This is a genomic window from Streptomyces violaceus, from assembly GCF_036014075.1.
Classification (GTDB): Bacteria; Actinomycetota; Actinomycetes; order Streptomycetales; family Streptomycetaceae; genus Streptomyces; species Streptomyces violaceus.
The window spans coordinates 1,217,228-1,238,886 of the sequence record NZ_CP107911.1 but is presented as its reverse complement, the minus strand read 5'-3'; the positions used below and the strand labels follow the sequence as shown (position 1 = coordinate 1,238,886).

Sequence of the window (21,659 nt, the reverse complement as noted above, 5' to 3'; positions counted from 1 at the left end):
GAACAGGCGGTGAACGTGGCCTTCCCGGTATCCGATAGCCTCTGCCGACATGCCGCCCGGGAGCCACCGGAGCGGGCGCCCCCACCCAGCACAGCACTGGCGCGGACGCGTCGGTACCAGGGAGTGAATTCGGTTGTCGACCGCCATCCTCACCGGTCAGCCGGTCCCCGGCTCGTCGATCGAGGCCGATCTGCGCTCCCTCGGTTTCGCCGTGCGGAGCGCGGCCGACACCGCCGAGGCCGAGACCCTGCTCGCCGCGGTGCCGGGCGAGGAGCGGGTCGCCCTGGTCGACGCCCGGTTCGTGGGGCACGTGCACGCGCTGCGGCTCGGCCTCACCGACCCCCGCTTCCCGCTCGCCGCGATCCCCGGCGCCGTCACCGCCCAGCCCGCCGGCCGCCAGGCCCTCACCCGGGCGATGGCCCGCGAGAACTCCGCGGGCGGCGGAACCACCCTGGTCGACAGCCTCGCCGACCGCATCCTCACCGCCCTGGACACCGACGGCACCGAGGTGCACCGCCCCGAGCTGGGCAGCCTCGTCGCCACCGTCCCCGCGGACCCGCAGGCCCGCAACGAGGCACGACAGGCCCTGACGGAGGTCGACGACGAGGCCGTACGTCTGAAGTCGGCCGTGAAGTCCCGCGACGGCTTCTTCACCACCTACTGCATCAGCCCCTACTCCCGCTACATCGCCCGCTGGTGCGCCCGCCGCGGCCTGACCCCGAACCAGGTCACCACCGCCTCGCTCATCACCGCCCTCATAGCGGCGGCCTGCGCGGCCACCGGCACCCGCGGCGGCTTCGTGGCGGCCGGCGTCCTGCTGATCGCGTCCTTCGTCCTGGACTGCACCGACGGCCAGCTCGCCCGCTACTCCCTTCAGTACTCCACGCTCGGCGCCTGGCTGGACGCCACCTTCGACCGGGCCAAGGAGTACGCCTACTACGCCGGTCTCGCGCTCGGCGCCGCCCGCGGCGGTGACGACGTATGGGGCCTCGCCCTCGGCGCCATGGTCCTGCAGACCTGCCGGCACGTCGTGGACTTCTCCTTCAACGAGGCCAACCACGACGCCACCGCCAACACCAGTCCCACCGCCGCCCTCTCCGACAAGCTCGACAGCGTCGGCTGGACGGTCTGGGTGCGCCGCATGATCGTCCTGCCCATCGGTGAGCGCTGGGCGATGATCGCGGTCCTGACGGCGGCCACGACTCCCCGTATCACCTTCTACGCGCTGCTCATCGGCTGCGCCTTCGCGGCGACGTACACCACGGCGGGCCGGGTGCTGCGCTCCCTGACCCGCAAGGCCCGGCGGACCGACCGGGCGGCCGGGGCGCTGGCCGACCTCGCGGACAGCGGACCGCTCGCCCAGGGCTTCGCCGAGGCGCTCAAGAAGCCCGCCCGCGGGCTGCCGGGCTTCACGGCCCCCGTCGTCGCCCTCCTCGGAGGCCTCGCCGTCGTCCTCACGGGCGCCCTGACCGGCTTCGGCGCACCGTGGGTGATCGTCGCGGCCGTCGTCTACGTCCTGACCTCGGGCCTTGCCGTCGCCCGCCCCCTCAAGGGCGCCCTCGACTGGCTGGTCCCCCCGTTCCTGCGCGCCGCCGAGTACGGCACGGTCCTCGTCCTCGCGGCCAGGGCGGACGTGAACGGAGCCCTTCCTGCGGCTTTCGGGCTGGTGGCCGCGGTCGCCTACCATCACTACGACACGGTGTACCGCATCCGCGGAAACGCCGGAGCGCCCCCGGCCTGGCTGGTGCGTTCCATCGGGGGGCACGAAGGACGGACGCTGCTCGTCACCGTCCTCGCCGCGCTGCTCACCGCCTCGCAGTTCACGGTCGCGCTCACGGCTCTGGCCGTGGCCGTGGCCCTGGTGGTGCTCGTCGAGAGCATCCGCTTCTGGGTGTCCGCAGGGGCACCCGCCGTACACGATGAAGGAGAACCCGCATGATCGGCCTCGTGCTGGCGGCCGGCGCCGGACGGCGTCTGCGCCCCTACACCGACAGCCTTCCCAAGGCTCTGGTGCCGGTGGGTCCTGCGGGCATAGAGGGCGAACCGACGGTTCTCGACCTGACCCTCGCCAACTTCGCCGAGGTCGGCCTCACCGAGGTCGGCATCATCGTCGGCTACCGCAAGGAGGCCGTGTACGCGCGCAAGGAAGCGCTGGAGCGGAAGTACGGCGTCAAGCTCACCCTCATCGACAACGACAAGGCCGAGGAGTGGAACAACGCCTACTCCCTGTGGTGCGGGCGTGACGCCCTCAAGGACGGGGTGATCCTCGCCAACGGCGACACCGTCCACCCGGTCTCCGTCGAGAAGACGCTGCTCGCCGCCCGCGGCGACGGCAAGAAGATCATCCTCGCCCTGGACACGGTCAAGGACCTGGCCGACGAGGAGATGAAGGTCGTCGTCGACCCCGAGAAGGGCATGACGAAGATCACCAAGCTGATGGACCCCGCCGAGGCCACCGGCGAGTACATCGGCGTCACCCTCATCGAGGGCGACGCGGCCCCCGAGCTGGCCGACGCGCTCAAGACCGTGTGGGAGACCGACCCGCAGCAGTTCTACGAGCACGGCTACCAGGAGCTGGTGAACCGCGGCTTCCGTATCGACGTGGCGCCGATCGGCGACGTCAAGTGGGTGGAGATCGACAACCACGACGATCTCGCCCGTGGACGGGAGATCGCGTGCCAGTACTGACCCGGCTCATCCCCTCCCCGCTCGTCGTGGACATCCGCCCGGGTGCCCTCGACGACCTGGCCTGTGTCCTCGCCGACGAGCGCATCTCGCACTCCGGCCGCCTCGCCGTCGCGGTCAGCGGCGGCTCCGGCGCCAAGCTGCGCGAGCGCATCTCGCCGAGCATGCCCGGCGCCACCTGGTACGAGGTCGGCGGCGGCACCCTCGACGACGCGGTCCGGCTGGCGAGCGACATAAAGGCCGGCCACTTCGACGCGGTCGTCGGCCTCGGCGGCGGCAAGATCATCGACTGCGCCAAGTTCGCCGCGGCGCGCGTCGGCCTGCCGCTGGTCGCCGTCCCGACGAACCTCGCGCACGACGGCCTGTGCTCGCCGGTCGCCACCCTCGACAACGACGCGGGCCGCGGCTCGTACGGCGTGCCGAACCCGATCGCGGTCGTCATCGACCTGGACGTCATCCGTGAGGCCCCGGTCCGTTTCGTCCGCGCCGGCATCGGCGACGCCGTCTCCAACATCTCGGCGATCGCCGACTGGGAGCTGGCCAACCGTGTCAAGGGCGAGCGCATCGACGGCCTCGCCGCGGCCATGGCCCGGCAGGCCGGCGAGGCCGTGCTCCGGCATCCCGGCGGCATCGGTGACAACGACTTCCTCCAGGTGCTCGCCGAGGCGCTGGTCCTCAGCGGCATCGCCATGTCGGTGTCGGGCGACTCACGGCCGTCCTCCGGGGCGTGCCACGAGATCAACCACGCCTTCGACCTGCTCTACCCGAAGCGGGCCGCCGCCCACGGCGAGCAGTGCGGACTGGGCGCGGCCTTCGCGATGTGGCTGCGCGGAGCCCACGAGGAATCGGCGTACATGGCCGAGGTACTGCGCCGGCACGGGCTGCCCGTGCTGCCGGACGAGATCGGCTTCACGACGGACGAGTTCGTCAAGGCCGTCGAGTTCGCCCCGGAGACCCGGCCCGGCCGCTACACCATCCTCGAACACCTCGACCTGAACACCGAACAGATCAAGGACATCTACGCCGACTATGTCAAGGCCATCGGTAGCTGAACTACGCCCCGTCGTTCACCCCGCGGGGGTGAAGGACCGGCGCAGCGGTGAGCACTGGATGGGACGCCTCTACATGCGTGAGGTGTCCCTGCGGGTCGACCGTTACCTGGTCAACACCAGGGTCACGCCCAACCAGCTCACCTACCTGATGACCGTCTTCGGTGTGCTCGCGGCCCCGGCCCTGCTGGTGCCGGGGATCGCGGGCGCGGTGCTCGGCGTCGTCATGGTCCAGATGTACCTCCTGCTGGACTGCGTCGACGGTGAGATCGCGCGCTGGAAGAAGCAGTACTCGCTCAACGGCGTCTACCTCGACCGGGTGGGCGCCTACCTCACCGACGCCGCGGTCCTCGTCGGCTTCGGCCTGCGCGCCGCCGACCTGTGGGGCAGCGGCCGGATCGACTGGCTGTGGGCCTTCCTCGGCACCCTGGCCGCCCTCGGCGCCATCCTGATCAAGGCCGAGACCGACCTCGTCGGCGTCGCCCGGCACCAGACCGGGAAGCCGCCGGTCCAGGAGACCGCCTCCGAGATGCGCTCCTCCGGCATGGCGCTGGCCCGCAAGGCCGTCGGCGCCCTGAGGTTCCACCGGCTGATCCTCGGCATCGAGGCGTCCCTGCTGATCCTGGTGCTGGCGATCGTCGACCAGGCCCGCGGCGACCTGTTCTTCTCCCGGCTCGGCGTGGCGGTGCTGGCCGGTATCGCGCTGGTGCAGACCCTCCTGCACCTCGTGTCCATCCTCGCTTCGAGCAGGCTGAAGTGAGCGGCATGAAGGTCGGCGCGGTCATCATCACCATGGGCAACCGCCCCGACGAACTGCGCGCCCTCCTCGACTCGGTCGCCAAGCAGGACGGCGACCCGGTCGAGGTGGTCGTCGTCGGCAACGGCTCGCCCGTCCCGGACGTCCCCGAGGGCGTCCGCACGATCGAGCTGCCCGAGAACCTCGGCATCCCCGGCGGCCGCAACGTCGGCATCGAGGCCTTCGGCCCGGCCGGCCGGGACGTCGACATCCTGCTCTTCCTGGACGACGACGGGCTGCTCGCGAGCCACGACACCGCCGCGCTGTGCCGGAAGGCCTTCGAGGCCGACCCGAAGCTCGGCATCGTGAGTTTTCGCATAGCCGACCCGGAGAACGGCATCACCCAGCGCCGCCACGTGCCCCGGCTGCGCGCCGCCGACCCGATGCGCTCCTCGCGCGTCACCACCTTCCTCGGCGGAGCCAACGCCGTCCGCACCCGGGTCTTCGCCGATGTCGGCGGACTCCCGGACGAGTTCTTCTACGCCCACGAGGAAACCGACCTGGCATGGCGGGCCCTCGACGCGGGCTGGATGATCGACTACCGGTCCGACATGGTGCTTTACCACCCGACGACCGCTCCCTCGCGGCACGCGGTCTACCACCGCATGGTCGCCCGCAACCGCGTCTGGCTGGCCCGCAGAAACCTCCCCGCGCCGCTGGTCCCGGTCTATCTCGGCGTGTGGCTGCTGCTCACCCTTGTACGCCGCCCCTCCCGCCCCGCCCTGCGGGCCTGGTTCGGCGGATTCCGCGAAGGCTGGACGACCCCGTGCGGACCCCGCCGGCCCATGAAGTGGCGTACGGTGTGGCGGCTGACCCGACTGGGCCGGCCCCCCGTCATCTGACAAGCTCGTATCCGGGAGTATCCGGGAGGGGCCGTACTCTGGCCCCCGGCTCATGCAGGCCCGTACAGGCCGCGCATCTCGAAGACGAAAGTTTCCACTAGTGAGTGAGACAACGCACGATGCCCCGGTCGCGGTGAGCGCGTCCGCGGCGCCCGACGAGGGACTCACGGCGAGGGAGCTCGCCGAAAAGCACGGGCTCAGCGTCAGCGGCGCCCGGCCGTCCCTCATCGAGTACGTCCGTCAGCTCTGGGACCGGCGGCACTTCATCCTCGCCTTCTCCCGCGCGAAGCTGACCGCCCAGTACAGCCAGGCCAAGCTCGGCCAGCTGTGGCAGGTGGCCACGCCGCTGCTGAACGCGGCCGTGTACTTCTTCATCTTCGGCCTGCTCCTGGAGGCCGACCGGGGCATGTCCCGCGAGGTCTACATCCCGTTCCTGGTGACGGGCGTGTTCGTGTTCACCTTCACGCAGAGCTCGGTGATGGCGGGCGTGCGCGCCATCTCCGGCAACCTCGGTCTGGTCCGCGCCCTGCACTTCCCGCGGGCCTCGCTGCCGATCTCCTTCGCGCTGCAGCAGCTCCAGCAGCTGCTGTTCTCGATGATCGTGCTGTTCGCCATCACGATCGGCTTCGGCCACTACCCCGACCTGTCCTGGCTGCTGATCGTGCCGGTGCTCGTCCTGCAGTTCTGCTTCAACACCGGCCTGGCGCTGATCATGGCCCGGGCGGGCTCCAAGACCCCCGACCTCGCGCAGCTGATGCCGTTCGTGATGCGGACGTGGATGTACGCGTCCGGGGTGATGTTCTCCATCCCGATCTTCCTCGAGGACAAGCCGGACTGGATCGCGAACGTCCTGCAGTGGAACCCGGCAGCGATCTACATGGACCTGATGCGCTTCGCCCTCATCGACGACTACGGCTCCGAGTACCTCCCCGACCACGTGTGGGCGGCCGCGGGCGGCTGGGCCGTGCTCTTCGCCCTCGGCGGCTTCGTGTACTTCTGGAAGGCGGAGGAGAGGTACGGCCGTGGCTGAGCAGAAGCAGGACGCGCGGATCCCCACCGTCGTCGCGGACGACCTGCACATCGTCTACCGCGTCAACGGCACCAAGTCCGGGAAAGGCAGCGCCACCGCCGCCCTCAGCCGCATCCTGAAGCGGGGCTCCGACGACGCGGCGCGGGGCGTGCGCAAGGTGCACGCCGTACGCGGAGTCTCCTTCGTGGCGTACCGCGGCGAGGCCATCGGCCTGATCGGCTCCAACGGCTCCGGCAAGTCGACGCTGCTGCGTGCCATCGCCGGTCTGCTGCCCGCCGAGCAGGGCAAGGTCTACACCGACGGCCAGCCCTCGCTCCTCGGCGTCAACGCGGCCCTGATGAACGACCTCACCGGCGAGCGGAACGTCATATTGGGCGGGCTCGCCATGGGTATGTCCCGCGAGGAGATCAAGGACCGCTACCAGCAGATCGTCGACTTCTCCGGCATCAACGAGAAGGGCGACTTCATCACCCTGCCCATGCGGACCTACTCCTCCGGCATGGCGGCCCGGCTCCGCTTCTCCATCGCCGCGGCCAAGGACCACGACGTCCTGATGATCGACGAGGCCCTGGCCACCGGCGACCGCAAGTTCCAGAAGCGCTCCGAGGACCGCATCCGGGAGCTGCGCAAGGAAGCCGGCACCGTGTTTCTGGTCAGCCACAACAACAAGTCGATCCGCGACACCTGCGACCGTGTCCTGTGGCTGGAGCGCGGCGAGCTGCGGATGGACGGCCCGACCGACGAGGTGCTCAAGGAGTACGAGAAGTTCACCGGTAAGTAGCCCGGATCGGCCAGGGCCCCGCCGCAACTGTTCCGGCGGGGCCCCGCGTCTGCAAAGGAAACGTCAACTCCGGTCCATCTCAGGAAGCTTGGGGCCAATCGGTGTGTTCTCGTGATGTGCGGGACACCCTGGCGAACCCCGACACGTTGTACAACGTAAGCTGTACAGGTCCCGAAACACGGCAATCAGGGCGATAATGCGCGACACCGCCCGTCGGGCAGCCGTGCGGACGGCTGGGCGGCGTGTCCGAAATAGTGTGTATTGGGTCGGCAGTGTAGAACGGGAGATGTGACGGCAATGGCTACGGATACTCCCCAGCTCCACGCAGCACGTGCCGTCCCCGCGCCGGGCAGCCGGCGGTGACGGGAACCGGCACGGCGCGCGCCCTCGATCCGGAGCGCGGCACCCTCGACAAGGCCGCGGGCGAGAACTTCCCCGTGGCCCCCTTCTTCCTGCCCCGGGCCTGGCGCACCGACCTCATGGCCGTCTACGGCTTCGCCCGTCTGGTCGACGACATCGGTGACGGCGACCTGGCCCCCGGTGGTGCCGACGCCCGGCTGCTCGGCGTGTCCCCGCAGGACGCCGAGGACCGGCTGGTCCTGCTGGACGCCTTCGAGGCCGACTTGCGCAGGGTCTTCGACTCGACCCCGCGCCACCCACTGCTGCGCCGCCTCCAGCCGACCGTCCGCCGCCGCTCGCTGACCCCGGAGCCGTTCCTCGGCCTGATCGCCGCCAACCGCCAGGACCAACTGGTCACCCGGTACGAGACGTACGACGATCTCCTCGCCTACTGCGAGCTCTCGGCCAACCCCGTCGGCCGTCTCGTCCTCTCCGTCACCGGCACCTCGACGCCCGAGCGGATCCGCCGCTCCGACATGATCTGCACGGCCCTGCAGATCGTCGAGCACCTCCAGGACGTGGCCGAGGACCTCGGCCGCGACCGCGTGTACCTGCCCGCCGCCGACATGAGGCGTTTTCACGTCCAGGAGGCGGATCTCGCCACGAAAACCGCCGGAGCGTCGGTCCGTGCGCTGATTGCGTATGAAGCGCAAAGGGCCCGGGATCTCCTGAATGAAGGCGCCCCCCTGGTGGGTAGCGTCCACGGCAGGTTGAAGCTGCTGCTCGCAGGGTTCGTGGCGGGAGGAAGGGCGGCCGTCCGCGCGATCGCCGCCGCCGAATACGACGTACTTCCCGGCCCGCCCAAGCCCGGCAAGGTCCAGTTGCTGCGTGAGGTGGGCGTGACTCTGCGAGGAGAGGGGTGATCCGGACCGTGGAGTCGGAACCACACGCGTCCCCACCGGTACTCGCCGCCTACAGCTACTGCGAGGCCGTGACCGGGCGGCAGGCCCGTAACTTCGCCTACGGCATCCGGCTGCTGCCGACGTCTCAGCGGCGTGCGATGTCGGCGCTGTACGCGTTCTCGCGGCGGGTCGACGACATCGGCGACGGCGCGCTCGCCCACGATGTCAAGGTCGCCAGGATGGAGGAGACCCGGGCGCTGCTCACCCGGATCCGTGAGGGCGAGGTCGACGAGGACGACATCGACCCCGTCGCCGTCGCGCTCACGCACGCCGCCGGGGCCTTCCCGATCCCGCTGGGCGGCCTGGATGAACTCATCGACGGCGTCCTGATGGACGTCCGCGGCGAGACCTACGAGACCTGGGACGACCTGAAGGTCTACTGCCGCTGTGTCGCGGGCGCCATCGGCCGCCTCTCGCTCGGTGTGTTCGGCACGGAGCCAGGGGCGCGCGGCGTCGACCGCGCGCCCGAGTATGCCGACACGCTCGGGCTCGCGCTTCAGCTCACCAACATCCTCAGAGACGTGCGCGAGGACGCCGTGGGCGGGCGTACCTACCTCCCGGCCGACGACCTCGCCAAGTTCGGCTGCTCGGCCGGCTTCAGCGGGCCACGGCCACCGGAGGGCTCCGACTTCGCGGGCCTCGTGCACTTCGAAGTGCGACGGGCCCGCGCTCTGTTCGCCGAGGGCTACCGGCTGCTCCCCATGCTGGACCGGCGCAGCGGCGCCTGTGTCGCCGCCATGGCCGGCATCTACCGTCGTCTCCTGGACCGCATCGAGCGCGACCCGGAGGCCGTGCTGCGCGGCCGGGTCTCCCTCCCCGGGCGGGAGAAGGCGTACGTCGCCGTGCGCGGTCTGTCCGGTCTGGACGCCCGGCATGTGACCCGACGGGCCGTCAGGAGGCGTGCGTGACAAAGGAACGGGGCCAGGAGGAGGCCGCCGGCGACGAGGCACACGTCTGCCATGCGGCGTGGGCGGGCGTACCTGCGCGCGACCTGCGCGCCTGCCGGCAGGCCTACGACGGGCTGGACACCCTCGGCGCCATTCTGGCGCGCACTCCGCGCGCCTGCGGGGAGGTCCACGACAAGCCGGACACCCTCGGCGCTATCCCGGCGCGCACTCCGCGCGCCTGCGGGGAGGCCCACGACGGGCCGGACACCATCGGCGCCATCCCGGCGCGCACTCCGCGCGCCTGCGGGGTGGCTCGGCCGGCGCCTTCCCCACGCCACCGGGGACGCGTCACGGTCGTGGGCACCGGGCCGGGTGGCTCCGGTGTGGTGGCGGTGCAGCGCGGCTACGACGGTGCTCTCCGCCCGCTCGTCGGCGTCGGCCTGGGCGGCTCCGCCGAGGTGGTGGCGGCCCGGCGCGGCGACGACACCCCCCTCCGCCACACCGTCGGAGACAAGCGGTGGGCAACCCTCCGTCGCGTCGTCGCGTCCCAGACGGAGACGGCCGGTCCCGCACCGCTCTCGGCGCACGGCCGCCGCGCAGAGGAGGGTGCGCGATGACCCACGGCACGCGGTCCCAGGGACCGGTCGCGGACGGGCGGCACACCGTAGTGGTGGGCGGCGGGCTCGCCGGCATCACCACCGCGCTCGCGCTCGCCGACGCCGGAGTGCGCGTCACCCTGCTCGAGGGCAGGCCGCGACTCGGCGGACTGGCCTTCTCCTTCCAGCGCGGCGATCTGACCGTCGACAACGGACAGCACGTGTACCTGCGCTGCTGCACCGCCTACCGCTGGTTCCTCGACCGCGTCGAGGGCGCGGCGCTGGCTCCGCTGCAGGACCGGCTGGACGTACCCGTCCTGGACGTCGCGCGGCCCGAGGGACGCCGGCTCGGCAGGCTGCGCCGCGACGCGCTGCCCGTGCCCCTGCATCTGGGGCGCAGCCTCGCCACCTACCCGCACCTGTCGCTCGCCGACCGCGCCAAGGTGGGCCGGGCCGCGCTCGCGCTCAAGGGGCTCGACCTCGCCGATCCGGCGCTGGACACGCAGGACTTCGGCAGCTGGCTGGCCGCGCACGGCCAGTCGGAGCGTGCCGTCGAGGCCCTGTGGGACCTGGTCGGGGTCGCCACCCTCAACGCGGTCGCGGGTGACGCCTCCCTGGGGCTCGCCGCGATGGTGTTCAAGACCGGTCTGCTGTCCGACCCGGGCGCGGCCGACATCGGCTGGGCGCACGTCCCGCTCGGCGAACTGCACGACCGGCTGGCCCGCAAGGCGCTCGACTCCGCGGGCGTCCGCACCGAGGTCCGTACCCGAGTCACCGCCGTCTCCAGGAACGTGAACGGCGGCTGGAGCGTCCAGGTACCCGGCGAGACGCTGGAGGCGGACGCGGTGGTGTTCGCCGTACCGCAGCGTGAGGCCCACGACCTGCTGCCCGAGGGGGCCCTGGACGCCCCCGAGCGGCTCCTGGAGATCGGCACCGCGCCGATCCTCAACGTCCATGTGGTGTACGACCGAAAGGTGCTCGCCCGGCCGTTCTTCACCGCCCTCGGCTCCCCGGTGCAGTGGGTCTTCGACCGGACCGAGGCCTCCGGGCTGCGCGAGGGGCAGTACCTCGCCCTGTCCCAGTCGGCGGCGCAGGACGAGATCGACGAGCCCGTGGCCGTGCTGCGCGAGCGGTACCTGCCCGAGCTGGAGCGGTTGCTGCCGCTGACCCGTGGCGCCGAGGTGAAGGACTTCTTCGTCACCCGGGAGCGCACCGCGACCTTCGCTCCCACCCCCGGCGTCGGGCGCCTCAGGCCCGGTGCCCGCACCAAGGCATCCGGCCTCTACCTGGCCGGAGCGTGGACCGCCACCGGGTGGCCCGCGACCATGGAGAGTGCGGTCCGCAGTGGAGTCGGCGCGGCGGACGCCGTGCTGGGCGCCCTGGGCCGGCCCCGCCCACGCCACCTCTTCGAGTTCGAGGAGGCGGCGTGATGCTCGATCACCAGCACCACACGGCAGGCGGCCCCCGCACCTCCGGTACCGCAACAAGAGGAGAGACTGTGCCCACTGTGCCCCCGGCCTCGAAGGCCGCTCGAGAGACCGCGGTGGACGTGACCGCGCTCCTGGAGCGCGGTCGGACCCTGGCCATGCCGGTACTGCGGGCGGCCATCGACCGCCTGGCACCTCCCATGGACACTGTTGCCGCCTACCACTTCGGATGGATCGACGCCCAGGGCAGGCCCACGGCGGGGGACGGCGGCAAGGCCGTGCGCCCCGCCCTCGCGGTGCTGTCCGCAGAGGTCATGTCCGCCGCCCCCGAGACCGGCATCCCCGGCGCCGTCGCCGTGGAACTCGTCCACAACTTCTCCCTCCTCCACGACGACCTGATGGACGGCGACGAGCAGCGCCGTCACCGCGACACGGTCTGGAAGGTGCACGGCCCCGCCCAGGCCATCCTGGTCGGCGACGCCCTGTTCGCCCTCGCCAACGAGGTGCTCCTCGAACTCGGCACCGTCGAGGCCGGCCGCGCCACCCGCCGTCTGACCACCGCCACCCGCGCCCTGATCGACGGTCAGGCCCAGGACATCTCCTACGAGCACCGCGACCGCGTCACCGTCGAGGAGTGCCTGGAGATGGAGGGCAACAAGACCGGCGCCCTGCTCGCCTGCGCCAGCTCCATCGGCGCGGTGCTCGGCGGCGCCGACGACCGTACCGCCGACACGCTGGAGAAGTACGGCTACCACCTGGGCCTCGCCTTCCAGGCCGTCGACGACCTCCTCGGCATCTGGGGCGACCCCGTCTCCACCGGCAAGCAGACTTGGAGCGACCTGCGCCAGCGCAAGAAGTCGCTGCCGGTCGTGGCCGCCCTCGCGGCGGGTGGCTCCGCCTCCGAGCGGCTCGGCGAGATCCTCGCCGCCGACGCCAAGAGCAGCGACTTCGAGAACTTCTCCGAGGAGGAGTTCGCGGCCCGCGCCGCCCTCATCGAGGAGGCGGGCGGCCGCGAGTGGACCGCCGACGAGGCACGCCGTCAGCACACCATCGCCATCGAGGCCCTCGACGCCGTCGACATGCCCGACCGGGTGCGGGACCAGTTCGCGGCGCTCGCCGACTTCGTCGTCGTACGAAAGAGATGATCACTATCGGTCGAATAGCCCTCGCGTAGTCGCCGGCCGGTGCCGCGAGACAGCACGGAGCACCGGCCGACGGCGGACCCACAGCAGCTGCACACCTTGCACCACTGCACGAAGGGGAAGCCATGACAGCGACGACCGACGGAAGTACCGGGGCCCTGCCTCCCCGTGCCGCCGCGGCCAGCGAACACGACACCGACATCCCCGCGGCGGCCGGGGTACCAGAAGCCGCCGCACGCGCCACCCGGCGCGCCACCGACTTCCTGCTCTCCCGCCAGGACGCCGAGGGCTGGTGGAAGGGCGACCTCGAGACCAACGTCACGATGGACGCCGAGGACCTGCTGCTCCGTCAGTTCCTGGGCATCCGCGACGAGAAGACCACCCAGGCCGCGGCCCTCTTCATCCGCGGCGAGCAGCGCGAGGACGGCGCCTGGGCCACCTTCTACGGCGGCCCGGGCGAGCTCTCCGCCAGCATCGAGGCCTACGTCGCCCTCCGCCTGGCAGGCGACGCGCCCGACGCGCCCCACATGGCCAAGGCCTCCGCCTGGATCCGCGAGCGGGGCGGCATCGCAGCCGCCCGGGTCTTCACCCGGATCTGGCTCGCGCTGTTCGGCTGGTGGAAGTGGGAGGACCTGCCCGAACTCCCGCCGGAACTCATCTGGTTCCCGAAGTGGCTGCCGCTCAACATCTACGACTTCGGCTGCTGGGCCCGGCAGACCATCGTGCCGCTGACGATCGTCTCCGCGAAGCGGCCGGTACGCCCCGCGCCCTTCCCGCTCGACGAGCTGCACACCGACCCGGCCGCCCCGAACCCCGCCAAGCCCCTGGCACCGATGGTCAGTTGGGACGGCGCCTTCCAGCGGATGGACAAGGGCCTGCACGCCCTGCGGAAGGTCGCGCCGCGCCGGCTGCGCAGAGCCGCCATGAACAGCGCCGCCCGCTGGATCGTCGAACGCCAGGAGAACGACGGCTGCTGGGGCGGCATCCAGCCCCCGGCCGTGTACTCGATCATCGCCCTGCACCTGCTCGGCTACGACCTTGAGCACCCCGTGATGCGGGAGGGACTGGCGTCCCTTGACCGGTTCGCCGTGTGGCGCGAGGACGGGGCCCGGATGGTCGAGGCGTGCCAGTCACCGGTCTGGGACACCTGCCTCGCCGCCATCGCGCTCGTCGACGCCGGACTGCCCGCCGACCACCCCCAGTTGGTGAAGGCCGCGGACTGGATGCTGGGCGAGGAGATCGTCAGACCCGGCGACTGGTCCGTCAAGCGGCCCGCACTGCCGCCCGGCGGCTGGGCGTTCGAGTTCCACAACGACAACTACCCCGACATCGACGACACCGCCGAGGTGATCCTCGCGCTGCGCCGGATCACTCACCACGACCCGGAGCGGATCGACAAGGCCATCGGGCGCGGCATGCGCTGGACCCTCGGCATGCAGTCGAAGAACGGCGCGTGGGCCGCCTTCGACGTCGACAACACCAGCCCGTTCCCGAACCGGCTGCCGTTCTGCGACTTCGGCGAGGTCATCGACCCGCCCTCCGCCGACGTCACCGCGCACGTCGTGGAGATGCTCGCGGTGGAAGGACTCGCCCACCACCCGCGCACCCGGCGCGGCATCGAGTGGCTGCTGGCCGAACAGGAGCCGGACGGCTCGTGGTTCGGGCGCTGGGGTGTCAACTACGTCTACGGCACCGGATCCGTCGTACCCGCCCTGGTGGCCGCGGGCATCCCCGCCGCGCACCCGGCGATCCGGCGGGCCGTGGCCTGGCTGGAGGCGGTCCAGAACGACGACGGCGGCTGGGGCGAGGATCTGCGCTCCTACCACGACGTCAAGGAGTGGAGCGGCAAGGGCGCCTCGACCGCCTCCCAGACGGCGTGGGCCCTGATGGCCCTGCTCGCGGCGGGGGAGCGGGAATCCAAGGCCGTCGAACGCGGCGTCGAATGGCTCGCCGCCACCCAGCGGGAGGACGGCTCCTGGGACGAGCCGTACTTCACGGGGACGGGCTTCCCGTGGGACTTCTCGATCAACTACCACCTCTACCGGCAGGTGTTCCCGCTCACCGCGCTCGGCCGGTACGTCCACGGGGAGCCCTTCGCCGACCGGCACAAGGGGAGCTGATGAGCACCCAGCCCGCCCCGGCCCCGCTGCTGATCGCCTGCGCGCTCGGCATCGAGCAGCTCGCCCTGCGCGCGGGCGACCGGGGCGGCGCCGGCGGTCCGGTCACCGTGCTGCGCACGGGCATGGGGCCGGCGGCGGCCGAGCGGTCCGTGACCCGGATGCTCGCCGATCCGGCCCTGCGCGACGCCGCCGTCCTGGCCACCGGCTTCTGCGCGGGCCTCGCACCAGGCATGCACCCCGGTGACCTGGTCGTCGCCGAGGAGACCCGTGACCCGCGTGGCACGACCGCCTGCGTCGGAACCGAGCTGCTGGTCAAGGAGCTGGCCCGGGCCGTACCCGGGCGGACCGTGCACACCGGGCCGCTCACCGGCTCCGACCACGTCGTACGCGGTCCCGAACGGTCCGATCTCCTCGCCACCGGCGCGATCGCGGTCGACATGGAGTCCGCCGTCACGCTCCTGAGCGCCGTGCGCGCGGGCGAGCGCCCTGTTGCGGCCGTCCGGGTGGTCGTGGACGCTCCAGAACATGAACTCGTCCGGATCGGCACGGTGCGCGGTGGAATATCAGCTTTCCGGGTCCTTCGTTCCGTCCTTCCCGCTTTCTTCGAATGGCACCGTTCCTTGCTGCTCCCCAGGAGGTGAGCCAGATGGCCATGCCGCTTCGACAGTCCATCAAGGTCGCTACATATTTGGCTGAACAGAAGCTCCGCCGGCGGGACAAGTTCCCGCTGATCGTCGAGCTGGAGCCGCTGTTCGCCTGCAACCTCAAGTGCGAGGGGTGCGGCAAGATCCAGCACCCGGCCGGGGTGCTCAAGCAGCGGATGCCGGTCGCGCAGGCGGTCGGAGCGGTGCTGGAGTCCGGTGCCCCCATGGTGTCCATCGCCGGCGGCGAGCCGCTGATGCACCCGCAGATCGACGAGATCGTGCGTCAGCTGGTGGCCAGGCGGAAGTACGTCTTCCTGTGCACCAACGCGCTGCTCATGCGCAAGAAGATGGACAAGTTCAAGCCCTCCCCCTATTTCGCCTTCGCGGTGCACATCGACGGGCTGCGCGAGCGGCACGACGAGTCGGTGGCGAAGGAGGGCGTCTTCGACGAGGCCGTGGAGGCCATCAAGGAGGCCAAGCAGCGCGGCTTCCGGGTGACCACCAACTCGACCTTCTTCAACACCGACACCCCGCAGACCATCATCGAGGTGCTGAACTTCCTCAACGACGACCTGAAGGTCGACGAGATGATGATCTCGCCCGCCTACGCCTACGAGAAGGCTCCCGACCAGGAACACTTCCTCGGCGTGGAGCAGACCCGCGAGCTGTTCAAGAAGGCGTTCGCGGGCGGCAACCGGCGGCGCTGGCGGCTCAACCACTCCCCGCTCTTCCTGGACTTCCTGGAGGGCAAGGTCGACTTCCCGTGCACCGCGTGGGCGATCCCGAACTACTCGCTGTTCGGCTGGCAGCGCCCCTGCTACCTGATGAGCGACGGGTACGTGCCGACGTACCGGGAGCTGGTCGAGGACACCGACTGGGACAAGTACGGACGCGGCAAGGACCCGCGCTGTGCCAACTGCATGGCGCACTGCGGCTACGAGCCCACCGCCGTGCTCGCCACCATGGGATCGCTGAAGGAGTCCCTGCGCGCCCTGCGCGAGACGGTCTCCGGGAACCGGGAGTAGATGCCATGACCGCCATTTCGCTGGGTGTCCCCGAGGTGCCGGCCCGGCCGGTCGCCGAGCGGCGCGCATCGCGCCGGATCCAGGTTGGTCCGGTGGCGGTCGGGGGCGGGGCCCCGGTGTCGGTGCAGTCGATGACGACGACCCGTACGTCGGACATCGGCGCCACCCTGCAGCAGATCGCCGAACTCACCGCGTCCGGCTGCCAGATCGTCCGGGTCGCCTGCCCGACCCAGGACGACGCGGACGCGCTCGCGACCATCGCGCGCAAGTCGCAGATCCCGGTGATCGCGGACATCCACTTCCAGCCGAAGTACGTGTTCGCGGCGATCGAGGCGGGCTGCGCGGCCGTCCGCGTCAATCCCGGCAACATCAAGCAGTTCGACGACCGGATCAAGGAGATCGCGCAGGCCGCCAAGGACCACGGCACCCCGATCCGGATCGGCGTCAACGCCGGGTCGCTGGACCGGCGGCTGCTCCAGAAGTACGGCAGGGCGACCCCTCAGGCGCTGGTGGAGAGCGCGCTGTGGGAGGCCTCGCTGTTCGAGGAGCACGGTTTCCAGGACATCAAGATCTCCGTCAAGCACAACGACCCGGTCGTGATGATCGAGGCGTACCAGCAGCTCGCCGAGCAGTGCGACTACCCGCTGCACCTGGGGGTGACGGAGGCGGGCCCGGCGTTCCAGGGCACGATCAAGTCCGCGGTGGCGTTCGGGGCGCTGCTGTCCCGGGGCGTCGGCGACACGATCCGGGTGTCGCTGTCCGCGCCGCCGGCCGAGGAGGTCAAGGTCGGCATCCAGATCCTGGAGTCTTTGGGGCTGCGGCAGCGCCGGCTGGAGATCGTCTCCTGTCCGTCCTGCGGACGCGCCCAGGTCGATGTGTACAAGCTCGCCGACGAGGTCACGGCCGGACTCGAGGGCATGGAAGTGCCGTTGCGCGTGGCCGTCATGGGGTGTGTGGTCAACGGACCCGGCGAGGCGCGGGAGGCCGATCTGGGGGTGGCCTCCGGCAACGGCAAGGGGCAGATCTTCGTGAAGGGCGAGGTCATCAAGACCGTCCCCGAGTCGAAGATCGTCGAGACGCTGATCGAAGAGGCGATGAAGCTCGCCGAGCAGATGGAGCAGGACGGCACGGGGCCGGGGGAGCCCGCCGTCACCGTGAGCTGAGCAGCACGGAACCGAAGGGGGCCCGACGTGACGATTCTGGAGAGCATCCGGGGACCACGCGATCTGAAGGCGCTGTCCGAGGCGGAACTCGGTGAACTGTCCGACGAGATCAGGGAGTTCCTGGTGCACGCGGTCGCCAGGACCGGCGGCCATCTGGGACCCAACCTGGGCGTGGTGGAGCTGACCATCGCCCTGCACCGGGTCTTCGAGTCACCGGTCGACCGCATCCTGTGGGACACCGGCCACCAGAGCTATGTCCACAAGCTTCTGACGGGACGGCAGGACTTCTCCAAACTGCGCGGCAAGGGCGGCCTGTCCGGCTACCCCTCGCGCGAGGAGTCCGAGCACGACGTCATCGAGAACAGCCACGCCTCCACGGCACTCGGCTGGGCCGACGGGCTCGCCAAGGCCCGCCAGGTACAGGGGGAGAAGGGCCATGTCGTCGCGGTCATCGGCGACGGCGCCCTGACCGGCGGCATGGCCTGGGAGGCCCTGAACAACATCGCGGCCGCCAAGAACCGGCCGCTGATCATCGTCGTCAACGACAACGAACGCTCCTACGCCCCCACCATCGGCGGCCTCGCCAACCACCTCGCGACCCTCCGCACGACCGACGGCTACGAGCGGGTCCTGGCCTGGGGCAAGGAGGTGCTCCAGGGCACGCCGCTGGTCGGCCACCCCCTCTACGAGGCCCTGCACGGCGCGAAGAAGGGCTTCAAGGACGCGTTCGCCCCGCAGGGCCTGTTCGAGGACCTCGGCCTGAAGTACGTAGGCCCGATCGACGGGCACGACATCGGGGCCGTGGAGTCCGCCCTGCGGCGCGCGAAACGGTTCCACGGACCGGTCCTCGTCCACTGCCTCACCGAGAAGGGCCGCGGCTACGAACCCGCCCTCGCCCACGAGGAGGACCACTTCCACACCGTCGGCGTCATGGACCCGCTGACCTGCGTGCCGCTCTCACCGGCGGGCGGCCCCTCCTGGACCTCCGTGTTCGGCGAGGAGATCGTCAGCATCGGCGAGGAGCGGGACGACGTGGTGGCGATCACCGCCGCCATGCTGCATCCGGTCGGCCTCGGCGGGTTCGCCGAGCGGTTCCCGGACCGGGTGTGGGACGTCGGCATCGCCGAGCAGCACGCGGCCGTGTCCGCGGCGGGCCTGGCGACGGGCGGTCTGCACCCGGTCGTCGCCGTCTACGCCACCTTCCTCAACCGCGCCTTCGACCAGCTCCTGATGGACGTTGCCCTGCACCGCTGCGGGGTGACCTTCGTCCTGGACCGGGCCGGAGTCACCGGCGTCGACGGGGCCTCCCACAACGGCATGTGGGACATGTCCGTCCTCCAGGTCGTCCCCGGCCTGAGGATCGCCGCGCCGCGCGACGCCGACCAGTTGCGCGCCCAACTGCGCGAGGCGGTCGCCGTCGACGACGCCCCGACCCTGCTGCGCTTCCCGAAGGAGTCCGTCGGCCCGTCGGTCCCGGCTCTCGACCGGGTGGGCGGACTGGACGTGCTGCACCGGGCAGACCGGCCGGAGGTGCTCCTCGTCGCAGTCGGCGTCATGGCGCCCGTCTGCCTCCAAACGGCCGAACTGCTCGAAGCCCGGGGCGTCGGCTGCACCGTCGTCGACCCCCGCTGGGTCAAGCCCGTCGACCCGGCGCTCCCGGGCCTCGCCGCCGAACACCGCCTGGTCGCCGTCGTCGAGGACAACAGCCGGGCGGCCGGGGTCGGCTCGGCCGTGGCGCTGGCCCTCGGCGACGCCGACGTCGACGTACCGGTACGGCGTTTCGGCATCCCGGAGCAGTTCCTCGCGCACGCCAAGCGCGGCGAGGTGCTCGCCGACATCGGCCTGACACCCGTCGAGATCGCCGGACGGATCAGCGCGAGCCTGGCCGTCAAGCAAGAGCTGTCCAAGGAGCCACTGGAATGACAACCGCCGAGTCCGCGTCTCAGTCGTCGCAGGCCGGGGAGTTCGACCTCGGCAAGCTGCTGGCCGAGCGCGCGGCCGAGCGCTACGAGCTGCACACCAGGTACCTCAACCACCAGCTCCCGCGCATGCTGCACACCATCGGCTTCGACAAGGTCTACGAGCGCGCCGAGGGCGCCTACTTCTACGACGCGGACGGCAACGACTACCTCGACATGCTCGCCGGGTTCGGGGTGATGGGCATCGGCCGCCACCACCCCGTCGTACGCAAGGCCCTGCACGACGTCCTGGACGCCCGGCTCGCCGATCTCACCCGGTTCGACTGCCAGCCGCTGCCCGGCCTGCTGGCCGAGAAGCTGCTCGCGCACAGCCCGCACCTGGACCGGGTGTTCTTCGGCAACAGCGGCACGGAGGCGGTCGAGGGAGCGCTGAAGTTCGCCCGGTTCGTCACCGGCAGACCCAGGGTGCTGTACTGCGCGCACGCCTTCCACGGCCTCACCACCGGCTCCCTCTCCGTGAACGGCGAGTCCGGCTTCCGCGACGGCTTCGCCCCGCTGCTGCCCGACACGGCCGTACCCCTCGGCGACCTCGACGCGCTGGCACGGGAGCTGAAGAAGGGCGACGTCGCCGCCCTGATCGTCGAGCCGATCCAGGGCAAGGGCGTGCTGGCGGCCCCGCCCGGCTATCTGCTCGCCGCGCAGGAACTCCTGCACCGGCACAAGGCGCTGCTCATCGCCGACGAGGTGCAGACGGGCCTCGGCCGGACCGGCGACTTCTACGGCTACCAGCACGAGGAGGGTGTGGAACCCGACCTGGTGTGCGTGGCCAAGGCGCTCTCCGGCGGCTATGTACCGGTCGGCGCCACCCTTGGTAAGGACTGGATCTTCAAGAAGGTCTACTCGTCCATGGACCGGGTGCTGGTTCACTCGGCGAGCTTCGGGTCCAACGCGCAGGCCATGGCCGCGGGCCTGGCGGTGCTGTCGGTGATGGAGAACGAGCAGGTCGTGGCCAATGTCCGCGCCACCGGGGAACAGCTCAGGTCACGGCTTGCGGCGCTCACCGACAAGTACGAGATGCTCGCCGACGTCCGCGGCCGGGGCCTGATGATCGGCATCGAGTTCGGCCGCCCGACGTCGCTGAAGCTGCGCAGCCGCTGGGCCATGCTCCAGGCCGCGCGCAAGGGACTGTTCGCGCAGATGGTCGTCGTCCCGCTGCTCCAGCGGCACCGGATCCTCACCCAGGTCTCCGGCGACCACATGGAGGTGATCAAACTGATCCCGCCGCTGATCATCGGCGAGCGGGAGGTGGACCGGTTCGTCGACGCCTTCACCGCCGTGATGGACGACGCGCACAACGGCGGTCTGGTGTGGGACTTCGGAAAGACCCTGGTCAAGCAGGCGGTGGCCAACCGATGAGCCGTTCGTTTTACCTGTTTTGCCTGTGAGGCAAGAAATTTGCCAGTAGGGCAAGGCTCCGGCTGAATGGAGGCATGAGCTCCTCCGAGACCGAGCGGTCCTCCGGGGCCGACTCGCCGGCCGACCAGCCCGGTGCGCTGCCCGCCGTCGCGCCCCAGCTGCGCGCGCTGCGGCACCAGGCCTCCCTGACGCTGGAGGCCGCGGCCCGCGCCGCCGGGCTGTCGCCCGCCCACCTCTCCCGTCTGGAGACCGGACAGCGCCAGCCCTCGCTGCCGATGCTGCTCGCGCTCGCCCGCGTCTACGGTACGACCGTCGCCGAGCTGCTCGGTGAGACGATCGCCGACCGGGACGCCGTCGTCCGCGCTGCCGACATGGAACCGACCACGGCGGGCGGCTGGACGTACTGGCAGGCCGGCGCCTCCGGCCGCGGGATGCAGGCCCTGCGAGTCCACGTGCCCCACGGCTCCCAGGGCGACGTCGTGCGCGTGCACCCGGGCGAGGAGTGGCTCCACGTACTGCGGGGCCGGCTGCGGCTGCGCCTCGGGGACACCACGCACCGGCTGGCGCCCGGCGACAGCGCCCACTTCGACTCGCTCACCCCGCACCGGATCGCCGCCGAGGACCACGACGGCGTCGAGCTGCTCTTCGTCCATACCCTGCTGCAGAGCCCCACGGCAACCCTGTGCCTGGGCCCCACCCCTGGAGAGACGCCTTGAGCGACATGGAGGAGAAGTTCCCGCGCGCCCTGTGGGTGCGGCTGTTCATCTACCTCGTGATGGGGCACGTCTTCGCCGCGTTCGTGTACTTCCTGTTCGAGGCGGGGGCCCGCTAGCGGA

20 protein-coding genes are annotated in these 21,659 nt (G+C 70.9%); all 20 read left to right on the top strand.

Annotated elements, in window-relative coordinates:
* Positions 1-133 precede the first annotated feature (133 nt).
* The 20 genes from OG542_RS05585 (at position 134) to OG542_RS05490 (ending at position 21,655) form a co-directional block, all read left to right on the top strand.
* Positions 134-1,939 (top strand): DUF5941 domain-containing protein, encoded by a 1,806-nt coding sequence (locus OG542_RS05585; protein WP_328408724.1) that lies wholly within the window; start codon positions 134-136, stop codon positions 1,937-1,939.
* Positions 1,936-2,688, top strand: a complete 753-nt coding sequence (locus OG542_RS05580) for a phosphocholine cytidylyltransferase family protein (protein WP_184588104.1) — start codon at positions 1,936-1,938, stop codon at positions 2,686-2,688. Before OG542_RS05585 ends, OG542_RS05580 begins: the two co-directional genes overlap by 4 nt.
* A complete protein-coding gene (locus tag OG542_RS05575; protein ID WP_261678253.1) occupies positions 2,676-3,737 on the top strand; it encodes an iron-containing alcohol dehydrogenase family protein in 1,062 nt (353 codons plus the stop codon). Before OG542_RS05580 ends, OG542_RS05575 begins: the two co-directional genes overlap by 13 nt.
* Positions 3,715-4,494, top strand: coding sequence for a CDP-alcohol phosphatidyltransferase family protein (locus OG542_RS05570; RefSeq protein WP_328408721.1), 780 nt, complete (start codon positions 3,715-3,717; stop codon positions 4,492-4,494). Before OG542_RS05575 ends, OG542_RS05570 begins: the two co-directional genes overlap by 23 nt.
* A 5-nt stretch (positions 4,495-4,499) precedes the next feature.
* Positions 4,500-5,372, top strand: coding sequence for a glycosyltransferase family 2 protein (locus OG542_RS05565; protein WP_328417781.1), 873 nt, complete (start codon positions 4,500-4,502; stop codon positions 5,370-5,372).
* A 100-nt stretch (positions 5,373-5,472) separates the two neighbouring features.
* A complete protein-coding gene (locus OG542_RS05560; protein ID WP_311128819.1) occupies positions 5,473-6,402 on the top strand; it encodes an ABC transporter permease in 930 nt (309 codons plus the stop codon).
* A complete protein-coding gene (locus OG542_RS05555) occupies positions 6,395-7,183 on the top strand; it encodes an ABC transporter ATP-binding protein (protein ID WP_311128820.1) in 789 nt (262 codons plus the stop codon). The genes OG542_RS05560 and OG542_RS05555 overlap by 8 nt, the downstream gene beginning before the upstream one ends.
* Before the next feature lie 359 nt (positions 7,184-7,542).
* Positions 7,543-8,445: a squalene synthase HpnC gene (gene hpnC, locus OG542_RS05550; RefSeq protein WP_328408717.1), complete on the top strand. Its 903-nt coding sequence runs from the start codon at positions 7,543-7,545 to the stop codon at positions 8,443-8,445.
* Positions 8,442-9,392 (top strand): presqualene diphosphate synthase HpnD, encoded by a 951-nt coding sequence (gene hpnD / locus OG542_RS05545; RefSeq protein ID WP_193477169.1) that lies wholly within the window; start codon positions 8,442-8,444, stop codon positions 9,390-9,392. The genes hpnC and hpnD overlap by 4 nt, the downstream gene beginning before the upstream one ends.
* Positions 9,389-9,988, top strand: coding sequence for a DUF6380 family protein (locus tag OG542_RS05540; RefSeq protein ID WP_328408715.1), 600 nt, complete (start codon positions 9,389-9,391; stop codon positions 9,986-9,988). Before hpnD ends, OG542_RS05540 begins: the two co-directional genes overlap by 4 nt.
* Positions 9,985-11,397, top strand: a complete 1,413-nt coding sequence (gene hpnE / locus OG542_RS05535) for a hydroxysqualene dehydroxylase HpnE (protein ID WP_328408713.1) — start codon at positions 9,985-9,987, stop codon at positions 11,395-11,397. Before OG542_RS05540 ends, hpnE begins: the two co-directional genes overlap by 4 nt.
* A gap of 77 nt (positions 11,398-11,474) precedes the next feature.
* A complete protein-coding gene (locus tag OG542_RS05530; RefSeq protein WP_184590135.1) occupies positions 11,475-12,539 on the top strand; it encodes a polyprenyl synthetase family protein in 1,065 nt (354 codons plus the stop codon).
* 122 nt (positions 12,540-12,661) lie between these two features.
* The gene (gene shc / locus OG542_RS05525) at positions 12,662-14,656 is read left to right on the top strand and encodes a squalene--hopene cyclase (protein WP_328408711.1); all 1,995 of its coding nucleotides are present in this window, start codon (positions 12,662-12,664) and stop codon (positions 14,654-14,656) included.
* Positions 14,656-15,297 carry a phosphorylase family protein gene (locus OG542_RS05520; protein ID WP_261678260.1) on the top strand — a complete coding sequence of 214 codons (642 nt, stop codon included), beginning with the start codon at positions 14,656-14,658 and terminating at the stop codon, positions 15,295-15,297. Before shc ends, OG542_RS05520 begins: the two co-directional genes overlap by 1 nt.
* A gap of 5 nt (positions 15,298-15,302) precedes the next feature.
* Positions 15,303-16,325 (top strand): adenosyl-hopene transferase HpnH, encoded by a 1,023-nt coding sequence (gene hpnH, locus OG542_RS05515; protein WP_311128826.1) that lies wholly within the window; start codon positions 15,303-15,305, stop codon positions 16,323-16,325.
* Positions 16,326-16,330: 5 nt separating this feature from the next.
* On the top strand, positions 16,331-17,488 hold the full coding sequence (gene ispG / locus OG542_RS05510; RefSeq protein ID WP_311128827.1) for a flavodoxin-dependent (E)-4-hydroxy-3-methylbut-2-enyl-diphosphate synthase: 1,158 nt from the start codon (positions 16,331-16,333) through the stop codon (positions 17,486-17,488).
* Positions 17,489-17,515: 27 nt separating this feature from the next.
* On the top strand, positions 17,516-19,411 hold the full coding sequence (dxs, locus tag OG542_RS05505) for a 1-deoxy-D-xylulose-5-phosphate synthase (RefSeq protein WP_328408709.1): 1,896 nt from the start codon (positions 17,516-17,518) through the stop codon (positions 19,409-19,411).
* Positions 19,408-20,823, top strand: a complete 1,416-nt coding sequence (locus OG542_RS05500; protein ID WP_328408707.1) for an aspartate aminotransferase family protein — start codon at positions 19,408-19,410, stop codon at positions 20,821-20,823. The genes dxs and OG542_RS05500 overlap by 4 nt, the downstream gene beginning before the upstream one ends.
* Before the next feature lie 74 nt (positions 20,824-20,897).
* On the top strand, positions 20,898-21,539 hold the full coding sequence (locus OG542_RS05495; protein WP_328408705.1) for a helix-turn-helix domain-containing protein: 642 nt from the start codon (positions 20,898-20,900) through the stop codon (positions 21,537-21,539).
* Positions 21,536-21,655, top strand: coding sequence for a DUF6126 family protein (locus tag OG542_RS05490; protein WP_037834720.1), 120 nt, complete (start codon positions 21,536-21,538; stop codon positions 21,653-21,655). The genes OG542_RS05495 and OG542_RS05490 overlap by 4 nt, the downstream gene beginning before the upstream one ends.
* Positions 21,656-21,659: the final 4 nt, after the last annotated feature.

Coding starts and splice junctions, on each gene's coding strand:
- OG542_RS05565 (WP_328417781.1), top strand. CDS start 4,500: ATGAAGGTCGGCGCGGTCATCATCACCATGGGCAACCGCCCCGACGAA.
- OG542_RS05520 (WP_261678260.1), top strand. CDS start 14,656: ATGAGCACCCAGCCCGCCCCGGCCCCGCTGCTGATCGCCTGCGCGCTC.
- hpnH (WP_311128826.1), top strand. CDS start 15,303: ATGGCCATGCCGCTTCGACAGTCCATCAAGGTCGCTACATATTTGGCT.
- ispG (WP_311128827.1), top strand. CDS start 16,331: ATGACCGCCATTTCGCTGGGTGTCCCCGAGGTGCCGGCCCGGCCGGTC.
- OG542_RS05500 (WP_328408707.1), top strand. CDS start 19,408: ATGACAACCGCCGAGTCCGCGTCTCAGTCGTCGCAGGCCGGGGAGTTC.
- shc (WP_328408711.1), top strand. CDS start 12,662: ATGACAGCGACGACCGACGGAAGTACCGGGGCCCTGCCTCCCCGTGCC.
- OG542_RS05580 (WP_184588104.1), top strand. CDS start 1,936: ATGATCGGCCTCGTGCTGGCGGCCGGCGCCGGACGGCGTCTGCGCCCC.
- hpnE (WP_328408713.1), top strand. CDS start 9,985: ATGACCCACGGCACGCGGTCCCAGGGACCGGTCGCGGACGGGCGGCAC.
- OG542_RS05570 (WP_328408721.1), top strand. CDS start 3,715: ATGTCAAGGCCATCGGTAGCTGAACTACGCCCCGTCGTTCACCCCGCG.
- OG542_RS05495 (WP_328408705.1), top strand. CDS start 20,898: ATGAGCTCCTCCGAGACCGAGCGGTCCTCCGGGGCCGACTCGCCGGCC.